19 protein-coding genes and 2 pseudogenes are annotated in these 24,148 nt (G+C 60.9%); 6 read left to right on the plus strand and 15 right to left on the minus strand.

The genetic code is table 11. The features are described from left to right. Nucleotides 1–180: 180 nt before the first annotated feature. Nucleotides 181–978 carry an SDR family NAD(P)-dependent oxidoreductase gene (locus ACR9ZN_RS00270; RefSeq protein WP_441774281.1) on the plus strand — a complete coding sequence of 266 codons (798 nt, stop codon included), beginning with the start codon at nt 181–183 and terminating at the stop codon, nt 976–978. 159 nt (nt 979–1,137) lie between these two features. Here ACR9ZN_RS00270 and ACR9ZN_RS00275 read toward each other — a convergent pair whose 3' ends face one another. The 5 genes from ACR9ZN_RS00275 to ACR9ZN_RS00295 form a co-directional block, all read right to left on the minus strand. After that, the gene (locus ACR9ZN_RS00275) at nt 1,138–3,126 is read right to left on the minus strand and encodes an ABC transporter ATP-binding protein (RefSeq protein ID WP_481270988.1); all 1,989 of its coding nucleotides are present in this window, start codon (nt 3,124–3,126) and stop codon (nt 1,138–1,140) included. A gap of 3 nt (nt 3,127–3,129) precedes the next feature. Next, entirely contained in the window at nt 3,130–4,023 is an 894-nt protein-coding gene (locus tag ACR9ZN_RS00280) for an ABC transporter permease (protein WP_481270989.1), read from the minus strand. Next, nucleotides 4,020–4,973 carry an ABC transporter permease gene (locus ACR9ZN_RS00285; protein WP_454818797.1) on the minus strand — a complete coding sequence of 318 codons (954 nt, stop codon included), beginning with the start codon at nt 4,971–4,973 and terminating at the stop codon, nt 4,020–4,022. Before ACR9ZN_RS00285 ends, ACR9ZN_RS00280 begins: the two co-directional genes overlap by 4 nt. Further along, nucleotides 4,970–5,593 (minus strand): dimethylsulfonioproprionate lyase family protein, encoded by a 624-nt coding sequence (locus ACR9ZN_RS00290; RefSeq protein WP_481270990.1) that lies wholly within the window; start codon nt 5,591–5,593, stop codon nt 4,970–4,972. Before ACR9ZN_RS00290 ends, ACR9ZN_RS00285 begins: the two co-directional genes overlap by 4 nt. A gap of 97 nt (nt 5,594–5,690) precedes the next feature. Further along, on the minus strand, nt 5,691–7,082 hold the full coding sequence (locus tag ACR9ZN_RS00295; protein WP_481270991.1) for an ABC transporter substrate-binding protein: 1,392 nt from the start codon (nt 7,080–7,082) through the stop codon (nt 5,691–5,693). A 246-nt stretch (nt 7,083–7,328) separates the two neighbouring features. Here ACR9ZN_RS00295 and ACR9ZN_RS00300 point away from each other — a divergent pair, with 246 nt between their 5' ends. Further along, nucleotides 7,329–8,204, plus strand: a complete 876-nt coding sequence (locus ACR9ZN_RS00300; protein WP_481270992.1) for a LysR substrate-binding domain-containing protein — start codon at nt 7,329–7,331, stop codon at nt 8,202–8,204. A 130-nt stretch (nt 8,205–8,334) separates the two neighbouring features. Here ACR9ZN_RS00300 and ACR9ZN_RS00305 read toward each other — a convergent pair whose 3' ends face one another. Further along, on the minus strand, nt 8,335–9,933 hold the full coding sequence (locus ACR9ZN_RS00305; protein WP_481270993.1) for an HAL/PAL/TAL family ammonia-lyase: 1,599 nt from the start codon (nt 9,931–9,933) through the stop codon (nt 8,335–8,337). A 606-nt stretch (nt 9,934–10,539) separates the two neighbouring features. Between ACR9ZN_RS00305 and ACR9ZN_RS00310 the strand changes: the two genes are divergently transcribed. From ACR9ZN_RS00310 to ACR9ZN_RS00320, 3 genes and pseudogenes are all read left to right on the plus strand, one after another. Further along, a complete protein-coding gene (locus ACR9ZN_RS00310) occupies nt 10,540–10,665 on the plus strand; it encodes a hypothetical protein (protein WP_481271982.1) in 126 nt (41 codons plus the stop codon). 21 nt (nt 10,666–10,686) lie between these two features. Then, nucleotides 10,687–12,194 (plus strand): annotated as a pseudogene (locus tag ACR9ZN_RS00315) (lyase family protein). Then, a pseudogene (locus ACR9ZN_RS00320) lies at nt 12,188–12,342 on the plus strand (ABC transporter ATP-binding protein); the annotation flags it as partial. The pseudogenes ACR9ZN_RS00315 and ACR9ZN_RS00320, both read left to right, overlap by 7 nt. Before the next feature lie 611 nt (nt 12,343–12,953). On the opposite strand, the gene ACR9ZN_RS00325 reads toward ACR9ZN_RS00320, so the two are convergent. From ACR9ZN_RS00325 to ACR9ZN_RS00350, 6 genes are all read right to left on the minus strand, one after another. Continuing rightward, a complete protein-coding gene (locus tag ACR9ZN_RS00325; protein ID WP_481270994.1) occupies nt 12,954–13,706 on the minus strand; it encodes a siderophore-interacting protein in 753 nt (250 codons plus the stop codon). After that, a complete protein-coding gene (gene fhuB / locus ACR9ZN_RS00330; RefSeq protein ID WP_481270995.1) occupies nt 13,703–15,679 on the minus strand; it encodes a Fe(3+)-hydroxamate ABC transporter permease FhuB in 1,977 nt (658 codons plus the stop codon). Before fhuB ends, ACR9ZN_RS00325 begins: the two co-directional genes overlap by 4 nt. Beyond that, nucleotides 15,672–16,571, minus strand: coding sequence for an ABC transporter substrate-binding protein (locus tag ACR9ZN_RS00335; protein WP_481270996.1), 900 nt, complete (start codon nt 16,569–16,571; stop codon nt 15,672–15,674). The genes fhuB and ACR9ZN_RS00335 overlap by 8 nt, the downstream gene beginning before the upstream one ends. Beyond that, nucleotides 16,571–18,934: a TonB-dependent siderophore receptor gene (locus ACR9ZN_RS00340; RefSeq protein ID WP_481270997.1), complete on the minus strand. Its 2,364-nt coding sequence runs from the start codon at nt 18,932–18,934 to the stop codon at nt 16,571–16,573. The genes ACR9ZN_RS00335 and ACR9ZN_RS00340 overlap by 1 nt, the downstream gene beginning before the upstream one ends. A gap of 220 nt (nt 18,935–19,154) precedes the next feature. Beyond that, nucleotides 19,155–19,838, minus strand: coding sequence for a FecR family protein (locus tag ACR9ZN_RS00345; RefSeq protein ID WP_481270998.1), 684 nt, complete (start codon nt 19,836–19,838; stop codon nt 19,155–19,157). Next, nucleotides 19,726–20,049 carry a hypothetical protein gene (locus tag ACR9ZN_RS00350; RefSeq protein WP_481271924.1) on the minus strand — a complete coding sequence of 108 codons (324 nt, stop codon included), beginning with the start codon at nt 20,047–20,049 and terminating at the stop codon, nt 19,726–19,728. The genes ACR9ZN_RS00345 and ACR9ZN_RS00350 overlap by 113 nt, the downstream gene beginning before the upstream one ends. Between ACR9ZN_RS00350 and ACR9ZN_RS00355 the strand changes: the two genes are divergently transcribed. Next, nucleotides 19,939–20,175, plus strand: a complete 237-nt coding sequence (locus ACR9ZN_RS00355) for a hypothetical protein (protein WP_481271983.1) — start codon at nt 19,939–19,941, stop codon at nt 20,173–20,175. The two genes, ACR9ZN_RS00350 and ACR9ZN_RS00355, sit on opposite strands and share 111 nt — an antisense overlap. A 74-nt stretch (nt 20,176–20,249) precedes the next feature. Here the strand turns inward: ACR9ZN_RS00355 and ACR9ZN_RS00360 are convergent, their stop codons facing one another. From ACR9ZN_RS00360 to ACR9ZN_RS00370, 3 genes are all read right to left on the minus strand, one after another. Further along, entirely contained in the window at nt 20,250–20,768 is a 519-nt protein-coding gene (locus ACR9ZN_RS00360) for an RNA polymerase sigma factor (protein WP_481270999.1), read from the minus strand. Between the two features lie 917 nt (nt 20,769–21,685). Beyond that, the gene (locus tag ACR9ZN_RS00365; protein ID WP_481271000.1) at nt 21,686–22,942 is read right to left on the minus strand and encodes an MFS transporter; all 1,257 of its coding nucleotides are present in this window, start codon (nt 22,940–22,942) and stop codon (nt 21,686–21,688) included. Between the two features lie 309 nt (nt 22,943–23,251). Further along, nucleotides 23,252–24,148, minus strand: a complete 897-nt coding sequence (locus tag ACR9ZN_RS00370) for a dihydrodipicolinate synthase family protein (RefSeq protein ID WP_481271001.1) — start codon at nt 24,146–24,148, stop codon at nt 23,252–23,254.

Below are 24,148 nucleotides of genomic sequence, written 5' to 3' on the forward strand. Positions count from 1 at the left end.
GGCCGAGAAACCTCACATTGCCGTTGAGGTCGGTTGAACGATATGCCGGGCCTTTCGCTTTTTCGAGAGGCTGGTTTTCATTCTTGATAGCTGCCGCGCGACATCCAGAACCACTAGTTTTCCTTCGATCGCCAGGCATCGCAGGAGCTGATGCCCGTGGATAGCTGAGGAGATACGAGAATGTCAGAGACAATGGGGACCGCCGTCGTCACCGGCGCATCGAGTGGAATCGGCGCGGTCTATGCCGACCGCCTTGCCGAACGGGGGTACGACCTCGTCCTGATCGCGCGCAACGCGGACAAGCTGGCACATGTCGCCGAACGGATCCGTGCCAACACCAGCAGCAAAGTGGACGTCATGTCGGCCGACCTTGCGGATGCCGCGGACCTCGCCCAGGTCGAGGCCTTTCTCAGGGATACCCCGGACGTTACCTTGCTCGTCAACAATGCGGGTCTTGGCGGGGCGCTGAAGCTGGTCAACTCCGACGTCGACCAGATGACTTCGCTGATTTCGCTCAACGTCACGGCGCTCACCCGCTTGACCTATGCGGTCGTCCCGCAATTCATCGCGCGCGGCACCGGTACGATCATCAATATCGCTTCGATCGTTGCCATCAATCCGGAGGCGCTGAACGGCGTCTACGGTGGCAGCAAGGCGTTCGTCCTCGCCTTCAGCCAGAACCTTCAGCACGAGCTCGCTGGCACCGGCGTCACCGTGCAGGTTGTGCTTCCGGGCGCTACCGCGACCGACTTCTGGGCGATCGCCGGCCGCCCGCTTGAGCAGATGCCGGCCGCGATGGTCATGCGTAGCGAGGATCTCGTCGAGGCGGCGCTCATCGGGCTTGACCGGGGCGAGTTTGCCACCATCCCCTCTCTCCAGGATGGCGAACTCTTCGACGCCTACGAGGCCGCCCGACGGGCGATGATCGGCAAGCTTTCCACGGCTACCCCGGCGCCCCGCTACCGCGACGTGGGTTAGGGCTTTGTCGCAAATCTTCAGTGGCCTGAGGATGTCGACCTAACTCTGCCTTTGTGCAGGCGGCGATCGCATCGAATTGTTCTTTGATGTTCGGGGCTAGAGCGAAGGCGAAACGACCCCTGCATCATGCCACAGTCTGCCTGAGTGAAACGCATCCGCTCAGGCGGGGACCGCCAATTGCCCGACGGGAATGTGGCAACGTATGAAACCATCAGCCGTGCGTTGAAGGGGCGGACGGCTTTGCGCGCATCGAGAGTCGACCTGGCGCGGGCAGCGGCCCGCCAATGGGCATCCCTCCCCGTGTACCGACACGGACTGAGGCATCGCCGGCGGCATCGGCTTATAATCGTCCTTGTGCAGGTCGGGCGCGGCGCGCAGCAGCATTTCCGTATAGGGGTGCCGGGGCGAGCTAAAGAGGGCCTTGGTCCGGCTGACCTGCATGAGCTCGCCGAGATAGAGGACAGCCACCCGGTCGGCCAACTGGCGCACCACGGCCAGGTCATGCGAGATGAACAGCATGGCCACGGCATGCTGTGCCTTCAAGGAGGCCAGCAGTTCGACGATCTTGGCTTGAACGGAGACGTCGAGGGCAGACAGGATCTCGTCGCAGATCAAAAGCTGCGGCTTGACGAGCAGGGCCCGAGCGATCGCCACGCGCTGGCGCTCGCCACCGGACAATTGCTCGGGAAAGCGCTCGAGGTAGTCGGCATGAAGGCCGACGCTTTCCAGGATATTTTCAAGCGTTGCCGTCTCGAATTCGATGCCGAAATGATCCAAAGGGCGTTCGAGAATGGCCCGGACCTTGCGGCGCGGGTTGAGGGAGGCATCCGGGTTTTGAAAAATATACTGGATCTGCCGCAATTGCTGGCGTGAGCGCTGGGAAAGCCGCGGTTCCAGCCGTTCGCTGCCCAGGCTGATGGATCCCGACCGGGGCGCCAGACGGCCACTGATGGCGCGCGCGATCGTCGACTTGCCACTGCCGGATTCACCGACCAGCGCCACGATCTCACCGGCGTTCAGTTCGATCTCGATCTCGCGTGCCGTGACCTTCCCCTCCTGGGCGAGCAAGGTCCTCAGCCAGCCGGATTGAGTGTAGGAGAGCGTCAGATTTTGCAGCGAAAGCAAATTGCCAGTGGCATCGGTGTTGCCGATGGGTGTCTTGTCGAGCACCGGCGGCGTCGCGGGCGGCGCAAGTTCTCTCCAGCGCATGCAGGCCACGGCATGGCTGGCGTCAACCTTGTCGAGGGATTGTGGGGTCGAGCGGCAAGCCTCGCTGGCGGTATCGCAGCGCGGCTGGAATTTGCAGCCGCCGGGCATTTGATCCCGCCTCAGGACGCCCTTCAGGCCCCTGGCTCCCAGGGTGGCGTGCTGGATTGTCGGAATGGAGGCGATCAGACCGCGTGAATAGGGGTGGAGCGGCCGCGACAGCAAGGTTTCGCTGTCGGCGGTCTCGACCAATTGGCCGGCATACATGACGCCGATCCGGTCGGCGATCTGGGCTAGCAGGGCAAGATCATGGGTGACATAGAGCATCGCCATGCCGATCCGGCTTCTGAGCTCCGACAGCAGGCGGATGATCTGGCGCTGGGTCGTGACGTCGAGGCCGGTCGTCGGTTCATCCAGGACGAGAAGATCGGGATTGCAGGCAACCGCCATCGCGATGGTGACGCGCTGCTGCTGCCCGCCGGAGAGTTCGTGCGGGTAGCGCCGGCGGACGTCGCCAAGGCCCACCAACGCAAACAGCTCCCGCAACCTGTCATCCATCGAGACATTGTCCGCAAGGGCTCGATGGGTCGAGATCATCTCGCGGATCTGCGACCCCACGCGCATGCCCGGGCTCAAGGCCGTCGTCGGGTTCTGGGGGACGAAGGCAATCTTTCGCCCGCGCAGCGCGGCCAGCGAAGGCGCGTCGAGTTGCAGCAAGTCGGTTCCCTCGAAAAGGACCTGGCCTGTCTGGACCCTGCTGTTGGGCGCCTGGTAGCCGAGCAGCCGATAGGCCACCGTCGATTTTCCGCAGCCCGATTCGCCGACCAGGCCGAAGGCTTCTCCACGCGCGATGTCGAACGAGACCCCTTCGACGATATTCGTCCAACCGGCCGGTCCCGCATAGGCGATGGAAAGATTGTTGACGGCAATCAGCTTCGTCATGGTTCAGGCTCCCATCGCCGGCCGCTGGCCGAGCATGCGCGACAGGCCATCGGTGAACAGGTTGAGGCCGATCACCAGAGAGGCGAGGCCGAGCCCGGGGCCGAATACCGTCGCGGGCGAAGCAATCAGGAGATTGCGGTTTTCGCTGATCATCAGGCCCCATTCCGGGGTCGGCGGCCGGATGCCGAAGCCGAGAAAGCCCAGCGCGCCGATGAGGATGGGCGCATAGCTCAGGCGCAACGAAAACTCGACCAGGAGGATGTTGGCAGCGTTGGGCAGGATTTCGCGCAGCACGATCGACCACAGTCCCTCGCCGCGAAGCTGAGCGACGGCGACATATTCGCGCGTGGCGATTTCCATCGCCGCCGCCCTGGCGATACGGGCAATGCGGGGTGCGTAGACCAGGCCGACCACGAAGACGATCAACAGCGGATTTCCCGCCAGTGCCGGGCCTGCCGCAATGATGACGACCAGGGCCAGGGCCAGGAACGGGATGCTGATCATCGCCTCGACCAGGCGTTGGGAAATCTCGTCGAACCAGCCTCCGACATAGCCCGAAATCAGCCCCAGGATCGTTCCTGCCGTCATGCCCAGTATGGTGCCGCCGCAGGCCAGCAGGAGCACGATGTGGGCGCCATGCATGAACCGGCTGAAGACATCGCGCCCGATCTGGTCGACCCCCATCGGATGCAGCCAGGACATGCCCGACAGGGGCATGCCCGTCGCCATCTGGGCGAAGCCATAGGGCGTCCACAGCGCGCCGATGGCCGCGAACAGCACATGGGCGGCAAGGATCGTCGCGCCGATCCGGAAGGGGCCGGGCGTATCACGCCAGCCCCAGCCGCCGATACGCAGCCTCTGCCGCCTTTGGCGGCTATAGAGCCTGATGAACGTCATGAACCTGTCCTCAAGCGGGGTTGCAGGAGGGTGGCGCCGAGATCGGCGAGCAGATTGGCCGCGATGTAGACGGCTGCGCTGATCATCACCGTCGCCTTGATCAGCGGGATGTCGCGCAATTGCAGCGCGTCGATCAAAAGCGTGCCGAAGCCGGGATAGGAAAATACGCGCTCCACGATGACCACGCCGCCGATCAGGAAGCCGAGATTGAGCGCGGTGACGTTCAAGGCCGGCACGATCGCATTCGGCAGCGCATGGCGCCAAAGCACGGCGCGAGGCTTGAGGCCCTTCAGTTCTGCCAGGCGCACATAGTCCGAGCGCAGTACCTCGATCAGGCTGTCGCGCAGGACCCGGATCGCATAGACGGCCATCATGATGGCCAGTGTGACCGCAGGCAGAACCATGGCGCGCAACGTGCTCGCCCAGCTGCTGGTTTCGGATATGGTCGACAGGGCCGGCAGGATCGGCAATGCCACTGCGAACACGAAGAGCAGGATGGTTGCCAGCAGGAAATCCGGCAAGGACAGCAGCAGCAGCGTGATGAAGGATATCACATTGTCGGCGATGCTGCCTCGTCGTGTCGCCTGGACGACGGCGGGAACGATCGCAAGCACGACATAAAAGGTGAATGCCAGCGAGGAAAGCAGCAGCGTGTTGACGATGCGCGGGGCCAAGACGTCCGCGATCGGCCGGCCGGTGGCAAGCGAAGCACCGAGATTGCCGTGCAGAAGATCGGTGAGCCAGGTCAGATATCGGCTCCAGGCCGGTTGATCGAGATGCATTTGCTGGCGCAGTACTTCCAGAGCCTTCTGCGTGGCATCGCGTCCGAGGATGCGCGAGGCGATGTCTCCCGGTAGGGCCTCCAGGATGAGGAAGATCAGTATCGACACCAGCAACAAGGTGAAGATCGACAGGCCGACCCTGGCAATGACGAGGCGAAGGATCTTCATGGCGCTTCGTTCCCCTGTGTGGTCGAAGCGGGCAGGAAGGCTGCATCGGTGAGAAGGTCGCCCGCCCAGACGTAGAGCAGCACCAAGGGCCTGTCGGCCGACAATGTGGCGTGGGGGAGCCAGGGGGGATGGTGAATGATCTCGCCGGCCTGACGCGAGACCCAGGACGAAGTGCCCGCCTGCCAGAACGAAGGACCGGTCAAGGGATAGTAGATTTCGTCGGCGGGATGATGATGGAGCGGGTAATGGGTCTGCGGGCCCAGGAACATCAAGCCGAAGGCGATCTGACTGTCGGTCAGCAGGGTGGGGGGGCCGTTCTGCGGGCCGCAGATGACGGCATAGCCGTAATTGTCCGCAAAGCTCGGGCTGGGCGGGGCGGCGAGATAGCTGGGACTGCGTGTGACATGGACAACAGGCAGGAGGTCGAGGAGGGCGCTTGCCAGCGGCGAAGGATCGCCGTTGGCCGCAAGCTCCGCCTCGCAGGCCGACTGGATCGGCACGCACGCGCTCGGGATTTCGCGGACGGCCGCGAGGCTCTGGGCCAGAACCCGCAGACGGCTGGCATGGGAGGAAGCCACCGGATGGTGCGGACGGTCCAGGCCGTCAGCGAAATCGAGCATGAATCTTGTCAGACGATGAAGTGGCATGCGCAAACGGCCTTTCTCAGGAGCACTGGGCTCCTGAGGTTGGGTTCGGAAAGAGGTGTTGGAAAAGCAGCTAGTCGGCGCAGCTCAGTTCGGCATAGTCGATGCGATTGACATCGACATGGGGCGTGTAGCCGCTGCAGCCCTGGCGAAGCCCGGCCACGGCCGAGGTGAAGATCGGCAAGATCATGCCTCCCTCTTCGGCCACCATGCGCTGGGCGTCGCGATAGAGGGCCGTGCGCTGCTGCGGATCGGAGGTTTGTCCTGCCTTGACGACCAGAGCGTCGAAGTCGGGCCGATGCCAATGCGTCTCGTTCCACTCCGACTTGGTGTTGAGCGAGAGCGTCAGGGCCTCGGCCGGCGGGCGGGCGCTGGTATAGGAGATCACGGCCGGCTTTTTCAGCCAGATCGTGTCCCAATAGCCTTCCGCGGGTGAGGTGATGACATTGACCTTGATGCCGGCGGGCTCCGCCATTTGTGCATAGACCTGGGCCAGGAGCAGCATGCCCGGATAGGAATCGGAGGTATAAAGATCGAATTCGATGCCGTTGGGATGGCCGGCCTCCGCAAGCAGGGCCTTGGCCTTTTCGACGTCGGCGGCCTTCGGCGGCGTGGCGAGGCCAAAGGGGGAATTCAGCGGGATGGGCGTATCGCCGCCGGTTTCCCCATAGCCCAAGAGCACGGTGTCGAGGATCTTCTGGCGATCCATCACCAGCTTCAGGGCCTGGCGAACACGTGGGTCGTCGAAGGGGGCCGTGTCGGTCCATACCGCAAGATAGAGCGAGGTCGCGCCCGGGGTGGAAACCAGTGAAACGGCGGGATTGTCCTTCAAGGTGATGAGGCTGGCCGGATCGACGGCCAGCGACAGGTCTACCGAACCGGACAGCAGGGCCGAAAGGCGCGAGGTCGACTCCAGGCTGGTGGTGATCTGCAGGCATTCGGCCTTGGGCAGGCCCGTGCGCCAATAATGAGGATTGCGGCGCATCACCCGCACCGGCCCGTTGATCGAGAAGGTTTCCTGCACGAAGGGGCCGGTGCCGTTGCCCTTGGTCTTCAGTTCCTCGCTTTTGGCGCCGTCCCGCACCATCAGGGCATATTTCGTGGCGATCAGCATCGGCAATTCCACCACCGGCTGCTTGACCTTGAAGCGTACCGTGTGGGCGTCGACCGCCGTAATGCCTTGCGCATCGAGGAAGGCGAGCGTCGAAAACCCACCGGGCGAAACGGCCGGGTCGAGCAGGCGGCGATAGGAATAGACCACGTCGGCCGCGCCGAAATCCGAGCCGTCATGGAACTTGACGCCCTTCCTGAGATGAAAGGTCCACTCGGTGGCATCGGCGTTGGATTCCCATTTCTCGGCAAGGACGGGAACAGCTTCCATCGTCTTGCTGCGATCGACCAGAGGTTCGTAGACCGCTCGTATGTGATAGGCGCTGTCAGTGCCGATCAGCGCAGCAGGATCCATGGTTTGTTTTTCGCCGTCGGATTCATAACCCAGCACACGGACGCATTGGCCCTCGGCAAACGCTGCCGTTGCTGAAAGAATGCTTACGCCAAGCGTAAGCGTGAGGATGGAGTATTTTATGAATTGCTTATTCACTTGCGTTCCCCGTTTTTATCATTTGAGAGAATGTTAGTGAGCTTTGCCGGCCCCTTGCAAACGACAAGAATTCGCGGCTAGATGAATGAGATTCATGTGGCAGAGCCAAACGTGGTCCAGAGAACGCTTCCTCCCCTTTCCACCTTGCGCGTTTTCGAAGCGGCGGCGCGGCTATGCAGTTTCAAGAATGCCGCTTTGGAGCTGAATCTTACGCAATCGGCCATCAGCCACCAGATCGCGTCGCTGGAGCGCAATCTCGGCACGCAACTCTTCATCAGGAAGCCAGGACGGGTCGAGCTGAGCCAGAAGGGGACGCTGTATCTATCGGTCATCCAGGATGCCCTGGACCGCATCGCCCTGACCACGGACCTCATCCGCGAGGCGCCGGTCAAGGGATCGCTGACCGTACAGGTCTATGTCACGGTCGCCGTGCGCTGGCTCATACCCAGGCTGCATCACTTCAACGAAGTCTCGCCCGAGATTACCGTCAGCCTGGATGCGAGCCTGCTCGATTGGGATTTCAATCCCGATCACGCGGATGTCGGATTGATCTATACACGCACGCCCGAACGGGCCCGGGTCAGCTACACCTTGTTGAGAAAGGAACGGCTCGTCGCCGTCTGTTCGCGAACCATTGCCGAGGCGATCTCATCACCTCAGGATCTGTCGCATTTCCCCTTCCTGTCGATATCTGGCGCGACCGACGATACCGCGATATGGGCCCAGAGCCTCGGCCTGTCCAATCTCCTGCACAAGAGCGCACCGCGCTACGACAGCACCTTGCTCGCAATCGAGGCCGCGATGAACGGCCAAGGCTTGGTGGTGGTTCCCCATTTCCTGGTCGAGGCGGATCTGCGCAGCGGCAATCTGACGATACCCATGCCAGCCGATGTGATGCAGCCCGGCGGCTGGTATCTTGCGCATCTGCAGAGGCGCAGCAATGAAAGGCCGATCCGGGAGTTTCTGCGCTGGGTGCAGTCCCAGTAGATTGCCCTCGATCCGAACGTTTGGGCACGGAGAGGGATCGGCATTTCGACAAATCTGCCGCCACCTGGGTGACGGCAGAGGATTTGTCGAGCGATATGAGCATCGCTCGTGGCGCGATGCAGGGATCGATTCAATTCGGGTCCTGGCGCCATTCCTTCAAGAAGCTTGCGGCCACCGAAATGTCGGGCGTCAGTGAACGATCCTTGTCGAGGAACGCCACTTTCTTGCGGAAGGACTGCTTGAAAGCGGCTGTCGCAGTCGAGAGAGGGCGATCCTGATGTTCGGCCAGTCGCAGGTCCACGGCCTGGGCTGCCTGGATCAATTCGATGCCGAGAATTGTGAAGCTGTTGTCGATCTGCGCGCGCACCCTGCTCACGACCAGGGGGGCATTGGTGCCGACGTCCTCGACACCGCCGGCAATCGGACGTGAGTCGAAGGAGGTGGGCTGCGCCAGTGCCCGGCTTTCGGTGGCGATCGCCATCAGCGGCGCTTCCACCACCAGGAAGGCATGCTGGGCTTCGCCGGCTGCCAGATAACGCGGCAGTTTGGAGTGCTGGGGATTGTTCAGCTTCAAGGTGCGCTCGGAGGAAGCCGTCGCGTGATGGGCCAGGACGATCCCCAGTTCCTCGAAGGAAATGACCCATGGCAGCGGATCGAAATTGGCAGTCGGCAGGACGGCCCCGCCCTCGACATAGCCCCGCTTGGCCTGGGGCAGATCCGAAGTCGGACGCACTCCCAGTACGATGCCCGGATTGTCGTCGGACGAGTTGATCTGAATCTGGAGCAGGGCCTTGGTCCGCGCGATGCTGTCGGTCATGCTGCCGAACAGATAGGGAGCCGTGCGGTAGCTCAGGGGATCCTGGAGAACGCGTTTGTCGTCCTGCTGCCACAGATAGCTTCCCGACAGCAAGGTCCGCAGTTTCTTGGCCTCGCCGATATAGCTGGGGAAGGGTCTCAAGGCGGTGACGTCATCGAGGAGCGGAGAAACATTCCCGTTCAACCCCTCCAGGCTCAGCGCATAGACTATCTCGGAGCTTGCCATCATCTGCTCCGCATCATGGATCGCCAGCGCCCCGAGCCCGGCCGCATAGGCGTTGGAACTGAGAATGGCCAGGCCATCCTTTCCGAAGGGCTTCAGCGGTTCGATCTTGGCAGCCTGCAAGGCCTGCGCTGCGGGCATGCGCTTGCCCTTGTAGTCGACATCGCCCTCACCAAGCATCGCCAATCCGACATGGCTGAGCAGGGTCATGTCGGCTTGCCCGACCGAACCGCGCGAAGGCATGATCGGTGTGATCTGTTGGTTGAGAAAGGCAAGCAGCGTTTCGGCGACGTGCTTTTGTACTCCGGGGCCACCGGTAAGGATGTTGTTGAGGCGCACGGCCATCGTTGCGCGGACGATATCCAGTGCAGTATCGGGTCCGACGCCGACGGAATGGGCGCGCAGCAGCCCTTCGTTGAAGTGGCGGGATGCCTCCAGGAGTTCGGGCGTCAGTTCACCCTTGGCATCCACCATCTTCCGGTCCTTGTTCCAGCCCACGCCGACCGTCAGACCGTATATTTCCTGCCCTTCCCTGGCGCCCTGCAGCAGAATGTCGAACGCCTTCGACACCTTTTCGAGGCTCTCGGGCGGAACAATGACCTTTTCTCCCTTGGCAACACGGACGATCATCTCGGGCGTCGTATCGCGACCGTTCAAGGTCACATCGGCCAACGCCCCCGACGTCAGCAACAAGTAGCTCCCGGCAATACAAGACAGCAGCCGATATTTTGACATTTGACTTCCCCTTTGAATTGAAGGGAACCTTGGAAAGTCCGGGATATCTTTGCAAACGATGAAAAATTACGTGCGCGTGAATCCTTTTCATGTCGCGTTACAATGGTCGGTTGGCACGGTGCAGTTCAGCCGACGAAGGCCGAGACTCGCGATCAAACGGGTGCTGCCAACCGCCTGCACCATGGTGATGTATCGAACTGCGAAATCGGTCCCAGCGATATCCCTGTGAATAAGCACCGAAGTGGTACCCCTGGCTCGGCGAAGGTCATCGTTTTGACCTAGCTCGTGAATTCTATAGGCGACGGGGGTCATGACCAGCGCCGATCGTGACCTCACGCCAAACGAATTTCCTCGCGCACTGTCAAAGCGTTGTAGTCGTTTGAGGTGGGATCCCGCGCTGGCGCCTATTTACAGGTCAACTCGGGTCCGACAGGTAAAGACGAGGCGAACGGTGTAGATGACGCCAGGTGCCTCCAAACCTACAGTAAAGTGAGATGTGAGGAGATTGTGTTGGCCTTGCTCCTCGGGCCTATCGAGCTTTGGGGGCGAGCAATCCATCCAATGGGAAGTGATCATGACCGGCACGGCGTGGGAAGTGATCATGACCGGCACGGCGATCGCCAGGGTCCCGACGCTCTGGATCTTCTGCTGTTGCAGCGCTTCATCGCGCGTGGCGTCATGCTCTGAGGCGGAATAGGACAACAAGCAATGACGACACTGAAAGAAAGAGACAAGACGGCTTTTCCCGATCCTGTCTACACGAAGACCATTCTCAAACCGTTGTTCGACGGCGCCAAATTTCATCATGCCGAAGCACTGCAGAGGATCGACCGCGCCCATCTGGTGATGCTGGTCGAGACGGGCATCCTCTCGCGGGAGCACGGCTCGATAATCGCCAGGGCGCTGCAGGAGATGCGCCGGGAGGTCGATCCGACAAAGCTCGACTATTCCGGTGACGTTGAGGACTTCTTTTTCCTGATGGAAAAGGAGCTAAAGGGCCGGGTCGGGGCCGACATAGGTGGTCGCCTCCACACCGCGCGCTCCAGGAACGACATCGACCACACGATCTTCAAGCTCGGCCTGAAGGAACGTGTCGACGGATTGCTAACGAAATGCGGGGCGCTCCTCGCCACCTTGATCGCGGTGGCCGAGCGAGAAAAGACGACCCTCATCGTCGCCTACACGCATGGCCAGCCGGCACAGCCGAGCACCTACGGCCATTATCTCGGTGCGGTGTGATCGAAGTGCTGATGCGGGACATCGAGCGTTTCGAGGCAGCCCGAGCCATCGTCGATCAGTCGTCGATGGGCGCGGCAGCTATCACCACGTCCGGCTTTCCGATCGATCGGCACCGGGTCGCCCATCTTCTCGGCTTCGAGCGGCCATTGCAGAACTCGTACAGTTGCATTGCCGCCGTCGACTACATAACGGCGACCTACGGGGCGCTCGAACTCCTGTTCCTGCACCTCGGTCCGATCCAGGACTTCCAGTTCTGGACGAGCTTCGAGGTCGGACAGCTCTATCTGCCGAACGCCTTTGTGCAGATCTCCTCGATCATGCCGCAGAAGCGGAATCCGGTGCCTTTGGAGCACCTGCGCCATCTAGCCAGCCAGGTGGTCGGCCGGTCGAGGACAATGCTCGATGTGATGCACAATACCCCGTTCACAGACATGAACGACAGCGAGGGCGAAACCCAGGAGATGGGTTATGCGGCCCTCGCGGTCGCAGACCGCGTGCTTGACCTGCTGACAGCAGTGGTGAACACGGCCGTCATCGATCCCGAACGCGTTGCAGCCAACCTGAGGCGCTCCTGCGCGACGATCACGGAACTAGCCGACACGTTGGTCCGCTCCGAAAGCCTGTCGTTCAGATTGGCCCATGAGGTAGCAGCCCGTGTCGCGCATGCCGTGGTTGGGATCGCAGGCGATATCGAAAAGGACGGCTACGAGCCGTTCGTCGACGCTTTCACAAAGGTGATTGGCAAACCGCCTAGCTTGGATGCGGAGGGCTTCAGGTCAGCGGTTTCCGCCGCGCACTTCATTGCGGTGCGTGAGCGCTTCGAAGGCCCCGGTCTGAAGGTCCTGGAAACGGCCATCGAGGGCTATCGATCCCAAGAAGCCAAATTCGCAGAGCGTGCCAAGTCACGGTCCGAACGGGAAGCCATGGCGGCGGCGGAACTGGAAACGAAAATTACAGAACTTGCGGGAGGCGCATGATGGCCGGCCTGGAAGACATCTCGGGCGTTCAACTCAAGATCGGCGGCGAGGTCGTCAATCAGCGCAAGCCCAAGCTCGAAACGTTGTGATGGTGTTTCAGAACGATGCCATCTGTCCGCGCATGACGGCGCATCAGAATATCGGATTTGTAAATCGGCATCCAAAGATTGATCCTGGGTAGTTCGCCCGCAACCAGCTGAAAGGACAGCGAAATTCGACTTTATTGGGGGTTGCTGTCGGCGCCGATGGTGTCCCCACGGTATCGCAGATTTTGCCTGAAAGATCATCAGGTTAAGTTAGAGAACCCCGGGGGTGAGGTTCGGTGCCACCTCACAGTTATTCCCGCCGTCAGGACTGTTCGACACACGGAACTTGCCCGGCTCCCAAGGGCAAGATCGCTAAACCGCACTGCATAGGTCATCGCTCTCTGCGGTACGACGACCTAAAGTTTATGCTTCAATTGGATGGTCGGAAGGTCCTGTTAGTTGATAGATGTACAATTGAAGCAACCGGTGGGGAGGTGGCATCGGCACATTCAGTGACAGCATATGAGGAAGCTACGCCGCAGTACGAAATAATCCGCTAGGAGTATTGGAATGTAGATTTTCTAGTACGCTGCGGCGTTCCTGCAATGACCGCAAGTAATGATTAAATCCTGCCCCCGCAACCAATTCTATCATAAATCGCTAACCGTCCTGATATGAATATCAGGGCGGTTTTTGCGTTTGACCGTCGACGTAGATGAACGAAGCAGTTCCATCAGCGCCGCCAATAACAAACGTTGATATAGCGCGGCTTCGGAATGGCGGCGAGGTACGGACGAAAAGCTTCGTAGGCGCAAAACTCTCCCGCGAGCCAGATGAAGTAGTCCTTTCCGCCCGCGCAGACCTCGATCTTCTCCCTAACGGGCTCAATGAAGCCTTGTCCCGGCTCCTGATCAAGCGGCGACCGGTCAACCCATTTGATCGACATGCCGGCCGGTGCGGTGAAGGGCAACCGGTCTTCCGGTCCGCAGGTTTCGATGACGATGTCACCCTGGGCATCGGGCGGCAGTGTTTCTGCGATCCGCGCCATGGCGGGCAGCGCCGTTTCGTCGCCGGCCAGGAGGTAGCGGCTCGCCTTCTTGACGCCGAGACCGCAGGGCCCGGAAATACCGCAGATGTCGCCAGGCTTTGCCTGCAAGGCGAAATTGCAGGCGGGGCCTGCATGGTCATGCAGCACGAAATCGATGTCGAGCCAGCCGGCAGCGGCATCGATGCGCCGGATAGTATAATAGCGGGTCACGACGTTCGACGACCTGCCTTTCCGGTGCGCACTGCCGTACGTTCCTCGATCTGGCATTCCAGAAATTGCGTCGGGCCGATCCTGAACATGGAGCCGGACATGCAGATTGCCGAGCGTGTCGAAATGGGCGAGATCATCACCCGCCAGGCGCAGGCGCTGCATGTGCGGCGCGATACGCTCGACGGCGACGACACTCATCATGCGGCCGCCGTTGTCTTTCTTGCTCATCCTCTCCTCGCGATCAGCACCAACAGGAAGGGCCCGCCGACCATGGTGGCAAGCAGGCCGGCGGGGATCTGAAATGGAAAGATGATGTTGCGACCGAGCCAGTCGGCGACCAGCAGAACCAGGCCGCCGATGATCGCCGAGGCTGCGAGCTGCGTGCCGGCCCGATGGAAACCGGCAAGGCGCGCGATATGCGGGCCCATCAGCCCGGCAAAGCTCAAGGGTCCGACTAGGATGGTCGCCCCTGCCGTCAGCAAAGCCGAGATCGAGAACAGGATGTTGCGGCTAGGAGCGATGGGCACCCCTGCGGCCGTCGCCGTGGCGAGGCCGAGCGAAAGCAATTCGAGCCAGCGCCGGATGAAGGGGATAGAGGCAAGAGCCACGACCAGCAAGATGGTCGACAGCAACGCCTCCCTTGGCCGCACCGCGTAGGTGGAACCTGACAGCCAGGCCAGCAATTGATCGAGGCGCGGATCCTGCGACGTCATCAGCACAGCCATGACGAAACCGGAAACGGCTCCCAGGGTGATGCCAACAAGGAGCAATCGATCCCCCGAGAAGCCGGGCTTGCGCGACAGGCCGAGCATCAGGAAAAGAACGGCCAGGGCGCCGATGGTGCCTGCCGCTATCTGCTCGCCGCGGATTGGCGCGGCAGCCATCAGAAGCAGAAGGATGACACCCAGCATGGCGCCGGAGGAGACGCCGAGCACTTCGGGGGACGCCATTGGATTGCTCGTCATGCGTTGAAGGATGGCGCCAGCCAAGGCCAGCATCGCTCCCCCGCTGAACGCAGCGAGAGCCCGGGGGGCCCGCCAATCCAGGAAGGGCATGATCTCCTCTCTTGCCGCGATTGACCAGCCATCCGGTCCCTGGCCGACGGCCAATGCCAGCCAGAAGGCGGGAACGAGCAGTGCCGCCAACAGGGAGAGCGCGACGGCCGGACGTCTCAGCCTGCCCGGAACGGAGCTTGACGCCATGTGTGTGGGAGCCAGCAGTTTCAGGTGCCTGATCAGCATGAACAGCAGCGGAGCGCCCAGCAGGGCCGTCACCGCTCCTGTCGGAAACAGCCGATAGGTCACCGGTAGGCAGAGCACGACCTGATCCGTGGCCATGAGCAGCAACGAGCCTGTAAGTGCCGACCAGAACAGGTGCTCGCCGGTACGCCTGGCGCCGGAAGCGCGAGCCAATGCCGGACCGGCGAGGCCGACAAAGCTGATGATCCCGACAGAGGCGGTGACGATTGCTGTCAGGGCCGCCGCAGCAACCAGCGCGATCAGGCGATAGGCTGCTATGGACAGCCCGAGGCTCCTGGCGCTGTCGTCATCGACGCCGAGCAGTGTCAACGGGCGCACGAGAAAGACGAGGAGAATCGCAACCGGCAGGAGGCGTGGATACAAGAATTGCACCCCGCCCCAGTCCTGCTGGTCGAGATAACCGGCTCCCCAGAGGAAGATACCGGTGAGAAAATCGTGATTGAACAGGGTGAGCGCGGCGCTGACCGCGCCGCAATAGAGGCTGACGATCATCCCCGCCAGGGTCACGGTGACAGGAGACAATCCCTTGCGCCAGGACAAGGAAAGGACCGCGAGAAGCGCCAGCACGGCGCCGGCAAAGGCAATCCACTCGCGACCCAATGCCAACCATGCCGGAAACCACAGGGTGGCGATGGACAGGACGAGATAGGCACCGGCCGAAATGCCGAGCGTGGCCGGTTCGGCCAGGGGATTGCGCAGGAGGCGTTGCAGGACAGCGCCGGCAAGGCCGAGCCCGCCTCCCACCATCAGGCCGACGACGATGCGGGGAAGCACGGTATGATGCAGGAGCATCTGCGCCGTGACATTGGGATCCGGAAAAACGATCGAACGCCATGAGGCGTTGTCCTGCAACAGCCCTTTCACATTGAAAGCGGCAAGGGACAGAGCGATGATGGCAAGAAGGAGCGCCGGGATCGGCGTGACGGCGCGTGGCCTACTCATCCGCGCCACCTGCGCGGAGAGCAAGCGATGCAAGCCGCGCGAAACGACGCACGGGCGGCAGGCCTCCATAAAAGAGGACATCTGGAATTCGGACGATACGGTTTTGCTTCACAAAGGGCAGGCTTGCGATGACCGGCGCTTCCAGCAGGCTTTTCAGCTTGTCGTAACTGGTGTCGCCCACGCAGAGTAGCCGCGCATCGGGGCGACCCGAGAGCCGGTCGGCGCTGGCCGTGACATGGCCATAGCGGGACACAGGACCGCTCCAGGCGTTTTCGATGCCGAAATGATCCAGCACGCTCTGAAAAAGGCTGTTCCTGCCAAAGACCAGCATGCGTCTGCCATCGATCACCGTCGCAACGTAAAGGGGGCGGCGGTCATATCGGGCCAAGCGCTGTTTTCCCGCCACCAGTTCCCCATCCACCGACTGCGCGAAACGCTCGAAGGCGCTCGACGCGCCAAGCTGCCCGGCAAGATCCGAAAGGGCGTGGCGGGCTTGCACCAGATGGTCGGCTTCCCCGAAAGGATCGGGGTCGAAGAAACAGATCGGCGCTATCGTCGACAGCGGCTCCTGCATCGGCGCAAGGTCGCCATTCATGACCACAAGCTCGGGCTTCAGGCGATAGATCAGCTCGAGATTCGGCTCCGACCGGAGGCCAAGTTCGCGAATGCCCGATGTCAGCGCCGGCTCCACCACCAGCTCGGAATAGCGTTCGAGTTCCGGCATGGCCAGGGGCGCGATACCCAGAGCAAGCAGGTTCTGCCCGCTCACCCAGTCCATCGCCAGGATCCCCTTGGCAGGCTTCTCGGACGAATGAGCGGTGCGGGAAAAACACATGCCTGCCGCCCCACCGAGAAAGGAGCGGCGGGACAAGCCCATGGCCTGCATCACCATCAGAACTTCATCTGGGCGGAAAACGCGACCGTTCTCGGGGCTCCCAGATAGTAGCTGTTCTGCCAGTAATTCTTGTTGGTCACGTTGCTGACATTCAGCCGCAGAGTCAGCGGATTGCCGAACCGCTCGGTCGTGTATCGCATTCCGACGTCAAGGGTGGTGTAGGCGGCAAGGCGGTCGTCATTGGCGTCGTTCGCCCATTGCTTGCCGGTGTAGTAGACGCCGCCGGTCAGCACCAGGCCCTGGATCGCAGGAAATTCATATTCGAGATAGAGCTTCGCCAGCACCTTGGCGACGTTCACTGGCTGTTTGCCGTCAAATTCGCCACCCTCCACCTTGGCATCCAGCAGAGTGACGCCGCCCAGAAGCGTGAGTGCATCGGTTACCTTGCCCGTTGCCGTGATCTCGACACCGCGATGGCGTTGCCGTCCATCCTGGGTGTAGACGCCGCTTGCATTGGTGAATTCATAGGCCTTTTCGATATCGAACAAGGCGCCGGTCAGCAGCATGCCGCCCACTTCCGCCTTGACGCCGATTTCCTTTTGCTTGCTCACCATCGGGGCCAGGACCTGCCCATAATTGCTGCTGGTGTCGGGGGCGACGCCGCCCTGCTCCAGGCCTTCGATGTAGCTGCCATAGAGCGTCATCCAGGGCACGGGCTTGTACATCAGCGATGCCGAGGGGGAGAGGCGCCCCTCATCATAGTCGGGCTGAGTGCGCTTGCCCGCATCGTCGAGCGCATGGGTCATGATGCGGCTATAGTTGACCCCGACCAGGGCAGACCAGCGCTCGTTGAATTCAATCTGGTCACCGATGACGAAATTGTGGTTGCGGACATAACCTTCATAGTAGGGCGATGAGGTATCGTCCGGGAAGGTAGGCCTGGGAAGGTGAACGGGTGAGGACATCGGAAACGGCCCAATCCAGCCCGTGTTCGGACTATAGGACGTCTGCCATGCTCTATCCGAATACATGTGATATCCGGCGGTGACCTTATGGGAAATCGGTCCCGTATCGAACGAGACGTCCGCGAAGGCCTGCGCCGCGTCGAAAATGTTCTTCGTTCTGCCCGAATGGATCCCGATCTGATAGTATTCGCCCGGTGACCGTACCGAATTCATCGTGTGATCCTGAACGGGCCGATCGAGATATTCACGCATATAGGCGCCGCGCAGCGTGATGAAATCGTTGAATTTGTAGGTCAGCTTGCCGGAAAGCCGCGTCTTTTCGAACTCATCGCGGACCCAAGGCTGGCTCCAGTTCTTGCTGGCGTCGGGCGCTGCACCATGAGGAACGCCGGGATTGAAAAACCAGTAGGAATTGGGGACGTCCGTCTTGTACTTGCTGTAGGACGCATTGAGTTCCAGCTTCAGCCTGTCGGTGATGTCCCAATCGAGCGCCCCGCTGACAAGGAAGCGATTGATGTTTTGATCGTCAATCGCAGTGTCACCGCCTTGCTTGACGATGTTGAGGCGATATCCTGCCCGGCCTTCCGGATCGATGCGACCTCCGAAATCGCCATGGATATATTTCTGCTCGGCGCCATAGGTCCCGATGATCACACTGTTCAGGCGCTCGATCGTCGGGCGCTTGTAGACATAGTTGATCATGCCGGCCGGCGCGGCCGCCCCGTATAGGAATCCCGAAAGGCCGGTGAGAACCTCGATGCGCTCCTTGTCCTCGAGGCTGGTCGCGTGGCTGAAGGAGCGCCGCAGGCCATCCTCGGCAGTATCATAGGTGGTGAACCCGCGCATGTTGACCATCGGCGACCATCCCGAACCCTGCGGTGTCTGAATGCGGGTCGTCGGACTGATCCGGAAGATGTCGTCGGGAGACTGGGCCTGGATGTTCTGTATGAGTTCGCGCGGCACGACGCTGACCGAAAAGGGTGTATCCTTGATGGACGTCTGTCCCAGCGGTCCCAGCGAGGAGATGGTACTTGCGCGGTAGCCATCCTTGGCCAATCCGTCCTGCTGGATCGCCGCAGTGCCCTTGCTTTCAACGATGACGGGATCGAGGAGGATCGAGCCGTCCGCGCTTTCGCTGCCCGCCGGCTCCGCCGACATTGCCAGCAGGGTGACGGCATTGCCGCCGGTAAACGAATAGCGAAGTCCCGAGTTCGCAAGAAGCCGTGCCAGCGCGGCTTGAGTGGTCATACTGCCGCTTACGCCCTGCGCACGCATGTTTGCCGCGATGGAGGTCTGGTAGGCGATCTGAATGCCGGACTGGTCTGCAAGCATGCGCAGGGCACGGCCCAGCGGCTGGCCGGGAATGTTGAAGCTGTGGGTGCCCACCGTCTGCGCGACAGCCGACGGCATCGGCAGGATCAGTGCCGGCACGGCGACATAAAACGCCGTGCTCACCAGCAGCCTCGTCGCCAAACGGCAAGACCCGCTTCGCCTTGCCCCCTTCTCCGCTTTACCCTGCACCACCGAGCCCCTCACATATGTCCCCTGGAAACAACCCTTGCGGGCTCCCGCGAAGGGAGTGGCGGCCTGATGCCTCAGCCCTTCGTGACATTGACGCGCGAGAAGGCCGACCGCCTAAAGACGGTGCCGCGATTTTTTTGAATGAAGGGGGACGTCAGGAAATCAAGAGCAGGACGCCGGGAATCCGGCGCACCGACAGGCCTTGTGTTTTTGCCAGCGCCTGGACGGCGGCAAACGCGTCTGCGGTCGAGAAGACCGCACTCACAGGAACGGCAGGATCGATGCCCGGCCGCATCACGATTCGCTCGGGGACATAGCGGCCGAGTTCGGCCATTGCCCGAGAAAACGGCCGGCCCTCGAAAATGATGCGGCCTTTCCGCCATGCGAGCACTGTCTGGGCATCCGCGGACTGGGCCGGCCGCGGCGCTTCTCCTCGCGCATACAGGGTTTGTTCGTTCGCGGCCACCTCGACGCTCATGACGCCCAAATCATCGGGTGCGGTCGAGCTTGCCGGGCCGGCAACGTCGACGCGTCCTTCGGCTGCCGTAACGGTCGCGACGTCGTCCAGTATGCCGACCGAGAAGCGTCCGGCCCTGGTACTGCTGTTGCCGTCCAACGCCGCCACCCGGAACACCGAGCTCCGATCCGGGGCGATTTTGAACTCGGCTTCGCCTTTCAGAAGCTCGATCAACCTCAGACCCGGCCGATAGCCGATGCTGACGGCACTATCCGTGTTGAGGGTGGCCACGGACCCGTCCGGCAGCGTGAACTCTGTCTGGTCCCCGACGGCCGTCGTGAAGTCGGCGCTCCACCAGACCTGCAGCCTTGGCACGGCCACGAGACAGACCGCACCGGCTGCCGTAACCGCACTGCCGAGGATAAAGGTGCGACGCCCCATGAGGGCGCGGCTGCTCGGCTGAAGGGCAGCCTGCGAAGGCATGCCGCCCCCCGGCATCAATACCTTGCAATTGCTGCCAGAACGAACGTTCGCGTTCGAAAGCCAGCTTGTGATCGGGAGATTGATCCCGCCATGCCTTGAAGCGCTGCAGGTCGGCGTCGCTGACATTGCCGGAGGTCAGCCGCACGATCCAGTCACGTGCGTCCAGGCCGATGCGGCGTTCGATGTCCTTGCTGTGCAGGTGCTCGTCCATGCGCTCGAAAACTGGTGCGGATAGGGACTCAATTCGAGCTGTTCTAACCTATTGACGCGTGAACGCACCCGTCACCTAAACATCATCCGGAAAATTTCTCAGTCGGAGAGTTCGTTACGCAGATCGGCGAGGTGTTCGAGCGCCCGGCGGATATGATAGTAGACGGCTTCGCTGGTGATGCCGTGTAACTCCGCAAGCTGGCGATGCGATATGCCGTTGATCCGGTTCATCAGGAAGATAGTGCGGGTTTTTTCCGGCAATTCATCTAAAGCCTTCCGGACTGCCTTCAGGTTTTCGCGACCGATCAGCGCCCGTTCCGGCGAAACCAGGTCGCGGTTTTCCCACAGGATGTCGGTGAGTTCATCGTCTATTTCGTTGCGCCTGCGCTGGCTGCGCAGATGGCTGGTGACGGCATGCTGCGCAACGCGGGTGATGAACCCGGCCGGATTGCGGATCGCATTGTCTTCCAAACCAGCGTTTTCCAGTTTGAGCCAGGTATCCTGCATCAAGTCCTCGGCTGCTGCCGGGCAACCGGTCCTCGCCCTTGCCGCCGCCTGCAGCCGTGGCCGCAGCTTTGCAAAGGCATCGATCAGTTTTCCGAGAGATAGCCTGTCCACGCTTGCCCGCACATCAGTATGAAGGACGATAATGCTCCTGAAGGTGAAGCGATTTCAACCTAGAGGATGAAGAAAAACCCTGCAACAGCAATGATTTGGAGAGATTCCAACTTGGGCGGAAATCCAAGCGGCAGTATCGCAAGTACTGCTTGCGAGGCGGAGCAGCATTGCCCAGCAAGCGGTGCGGCATAACCATCCTGGCGACGGCCGACGTTGTTGGCTGCGCGCTCAGGCAGGAGCTGAGATCACCGTTTGGAGCTATCGAGCAGGACCGTTATGGTCAGTAGCGTGCTAATTTAGCTTTGACGTGGGCGGCTTGCCCAATCGCATCGTAATCTGTCGAAGTAAATCGGCGAGGTGAGCAACGTGGCGTGCTAGGGCGTAGGGCTTGGTTTCGAGCCCCCGCAACCAATTCCGTCAGAAATCAATAACCGTCCAGGTTTGATCACCTGGGCGGTTTTTTGTGTTTAGATGGGCGGTCCATATCTGGAGGGGCGTGGACACGCTCGCATATTTGGTTCGGCCGTATCCAATCGCCCGCACGCCGAAGATGCGTGCCAAGGAGCTTGTTTAATGATGGGTGTTTCCGTCAAAGGTGCGGCCTTTACATCGTAACCGTCGACCAGCGAATTCCGGGTCAGAAGACGCCCTCCGAGATCGTGCATAAACCAATTGCGTAATATTTCTTCGCGATGGTCGACGAGAATGCCGCTAGTCAAGATCTCGGCGCTCTCGCTGGGCAGGCAGGAATTCGCGGGGCCTGATCTGGATGGAACAAAGTCACCTCTCGCCGAGTAGGAATATTTGTCCGTCGAGGCAACGGCTTTGACGTCGATGCCGGACCGCTGATTTCCGATAATGCACCAGCCGGGGTCGAAGTGCACATCATCAATACAAACCAAGAGCGCTACGGCAACCTATGCCGTGTCGCCAATGGGCCGCAGGGCAAGCGCACAAATCGCGGAAAATACGGCCATGAAAGCCATATAGGCGGCAATTGGAACTGTGGTGCCCGCATATTCCGCAAGCAGCATTGTCGCAAGGAGCGGAGAAAGGCCGCCACCGAGGATCGGACCGATCTGCTGCACAAGGGAGAGACCGCTGTAGCGGATACGAGCAGGGAATAACTCGGAAAAGAATGCGCCTTGGGCCCCAAATACCGAGCCGTGTCCGATGGCCAGTCCAAGAGCGATGGCAAGCCAGATCATTGTCGTGCTGGCGTTGTCGAGCATGGCGAAGAACACGAAGGCCAGGGCAGCCTGAAACAACAGGCCGGCTATATAGACGGTGCGGCGGCCTATGCGATCGGAGAGTACGCCGAAGAGGGGTAGCGTCAGGCATTCGAGGGCACATCCTACGAGCACGCCGTTGAGGATGGTTTGGCGAGGAAGGCCGAGTGTATTGACGCAATAGGTGATGGCGAACACCGCATAAATATTGAATAGGCCGCTCTCGGCGATTTTCGCGCCAATGCCGAGGATCACATTGAAACGATGATCGCGAACGGCCTCCACTACGGGGAGGGCGGCCGTCTCCCCTTGTTCCTGGATTCTCTTGAAAGCAGGCGTTTCGGAGATCTGAAAGCGGATAAAGAGGCCAAGGCCGACCAGGACGATGCTGAACAGGAACGGCAGGCGCCAGCCCCAGGAAAGGAAGCTTTCCTCGCTCATCTGCGTCGAGAGGACGCCGAGCAAGGCAATGGGAATCAGGAAGCCTGCGGGGACGCCGATATGGACCAGCGAACTGTAGAAACCGCGGCGCTCGGGCGGCGCATGTTCTACCGTCATGACCATGCCGCCTCCATATTCACCGCCGATCCCGATCCCCTGGGCCAGGCGCAGGACGAGCAGACTGATTGGAGCCCATATCCCGATGGTCTCGTAAGACGGGACCAGGCCGATCAAGAAGGTGCCGGCACCCATGATGATCATCGTCAATAGGAGCGCCGTTTTGCGGCCGATGCGATCGCCGAAATGCCCGAACAGGATGCCGCCGATTGGGCGTGCGCAATAACCGACGAAGAAGGTGGCAAAGGCCGCCAAGGTGCCGACCAGATCATTGTCACTGGGAAAGAATATCTTGTTGAAGACAAGAGCGGTTGCGGTCGCGTAGAGCGTAAAATCATAATACTCGATCGTATTTCCTACAGCGCTCGCCAGCGCGACCTTTCGCATGTCTTTCGCCTTGGTTGCGTGCGAAGAGATCGCTTGGCCCTCGGCTCGAGAATAGTTTGTCGGTAATGGTGTCGTCATTGCTTCCTCGCCATTGGTTTTTGTTGTTTTGGCCGCGCGCTTGGGCGGCTGGCTGCTTGATGTGGTGATGGACCTGACTTGAATGGGGGATTCGGCGGCGGGCTACGCGTGCGGCGCCGGCCGCCGATCTTCGGGTATAAAGTCCGATTTCTCTGAACCGAACTTTGCTCCAACTCCTCGTTTTGGCGCGTCTTTGTGATTTGACGGGAGCCCGTCAAATCACAAAACGCCTTAGGCCTCCTCGTAACGAAGAACGTTCTGGAGTTCGCGTTTGATGTTCTCGAGCTGGGCCGGCGTCGTTTCCGGCATCGGCATGCGCGGCAAGCCGGCCGACGTGCCTTGCAAGGCGATCGAGGTCTTGATGTTGGCTGGCAGGTTGTCGGCGTAGATCGCGTTCCAGAAGCGCAAGAGCGCCTCGTGGATCTCGCGGGCACGGTTGTGCTCGCCGCGCTGGACGGCATTCCAGAGCGAGATGCATACGCCAGGAACGGCAGCCGGATTTGCCGCGATCGTGCCATGACAGCCAAGCGCGAACGAAGGATAGAGCAAAGCGTCCACTGCGGTGTAGACCTTGCAGCCGTCGGGAACGCCGATCATCAGGTCGGCCATCGCCTTGAGGTCCCCAGCGCTCTGCTTGACGGCCTGGACGCCCGGCAGCTCCTTCATGAGGCGGATGAGCAGTGACGGGCTCAGATAGTTCCATGGCACCACGTTGTAGATGATGACAGGCACGTCCGTTGCCGAAGTCAGGGTCTTGAAATGCTCGAAGGTGGCGTTGTCATCCGGCTTGAAGACATAATGGACGGGTGTCACCTGCAGACCCTGGATCGACAGATGCGAAATGGCCTGGGCGCGGCGGACGGCCTCACGGGTGGAATTGGCGATGATGCCGGCCAGGACCGGGATCTTCCCGTCGACTTCTTCCACCGTGATCTCCATCAGGCGGACGAATTCCTCGAAAGTGAGCGTATGGCCTTCACCGGAGCTTCCGCCGACGCACACGCCATGGACCTTCTTCTTCAGATTGAATTTCACGATGTTGCGAAACGCGGCTTCATCGATGTCGCCGGATTTCGTGAAGGGGGTGACGATGGGAGGAATGATCCCCGTGACTTTGTCGAGATTCAT

The sequence above is a fragment of the Labrys sp. HAY1-8F genome, from assembly GCF_056754975.1.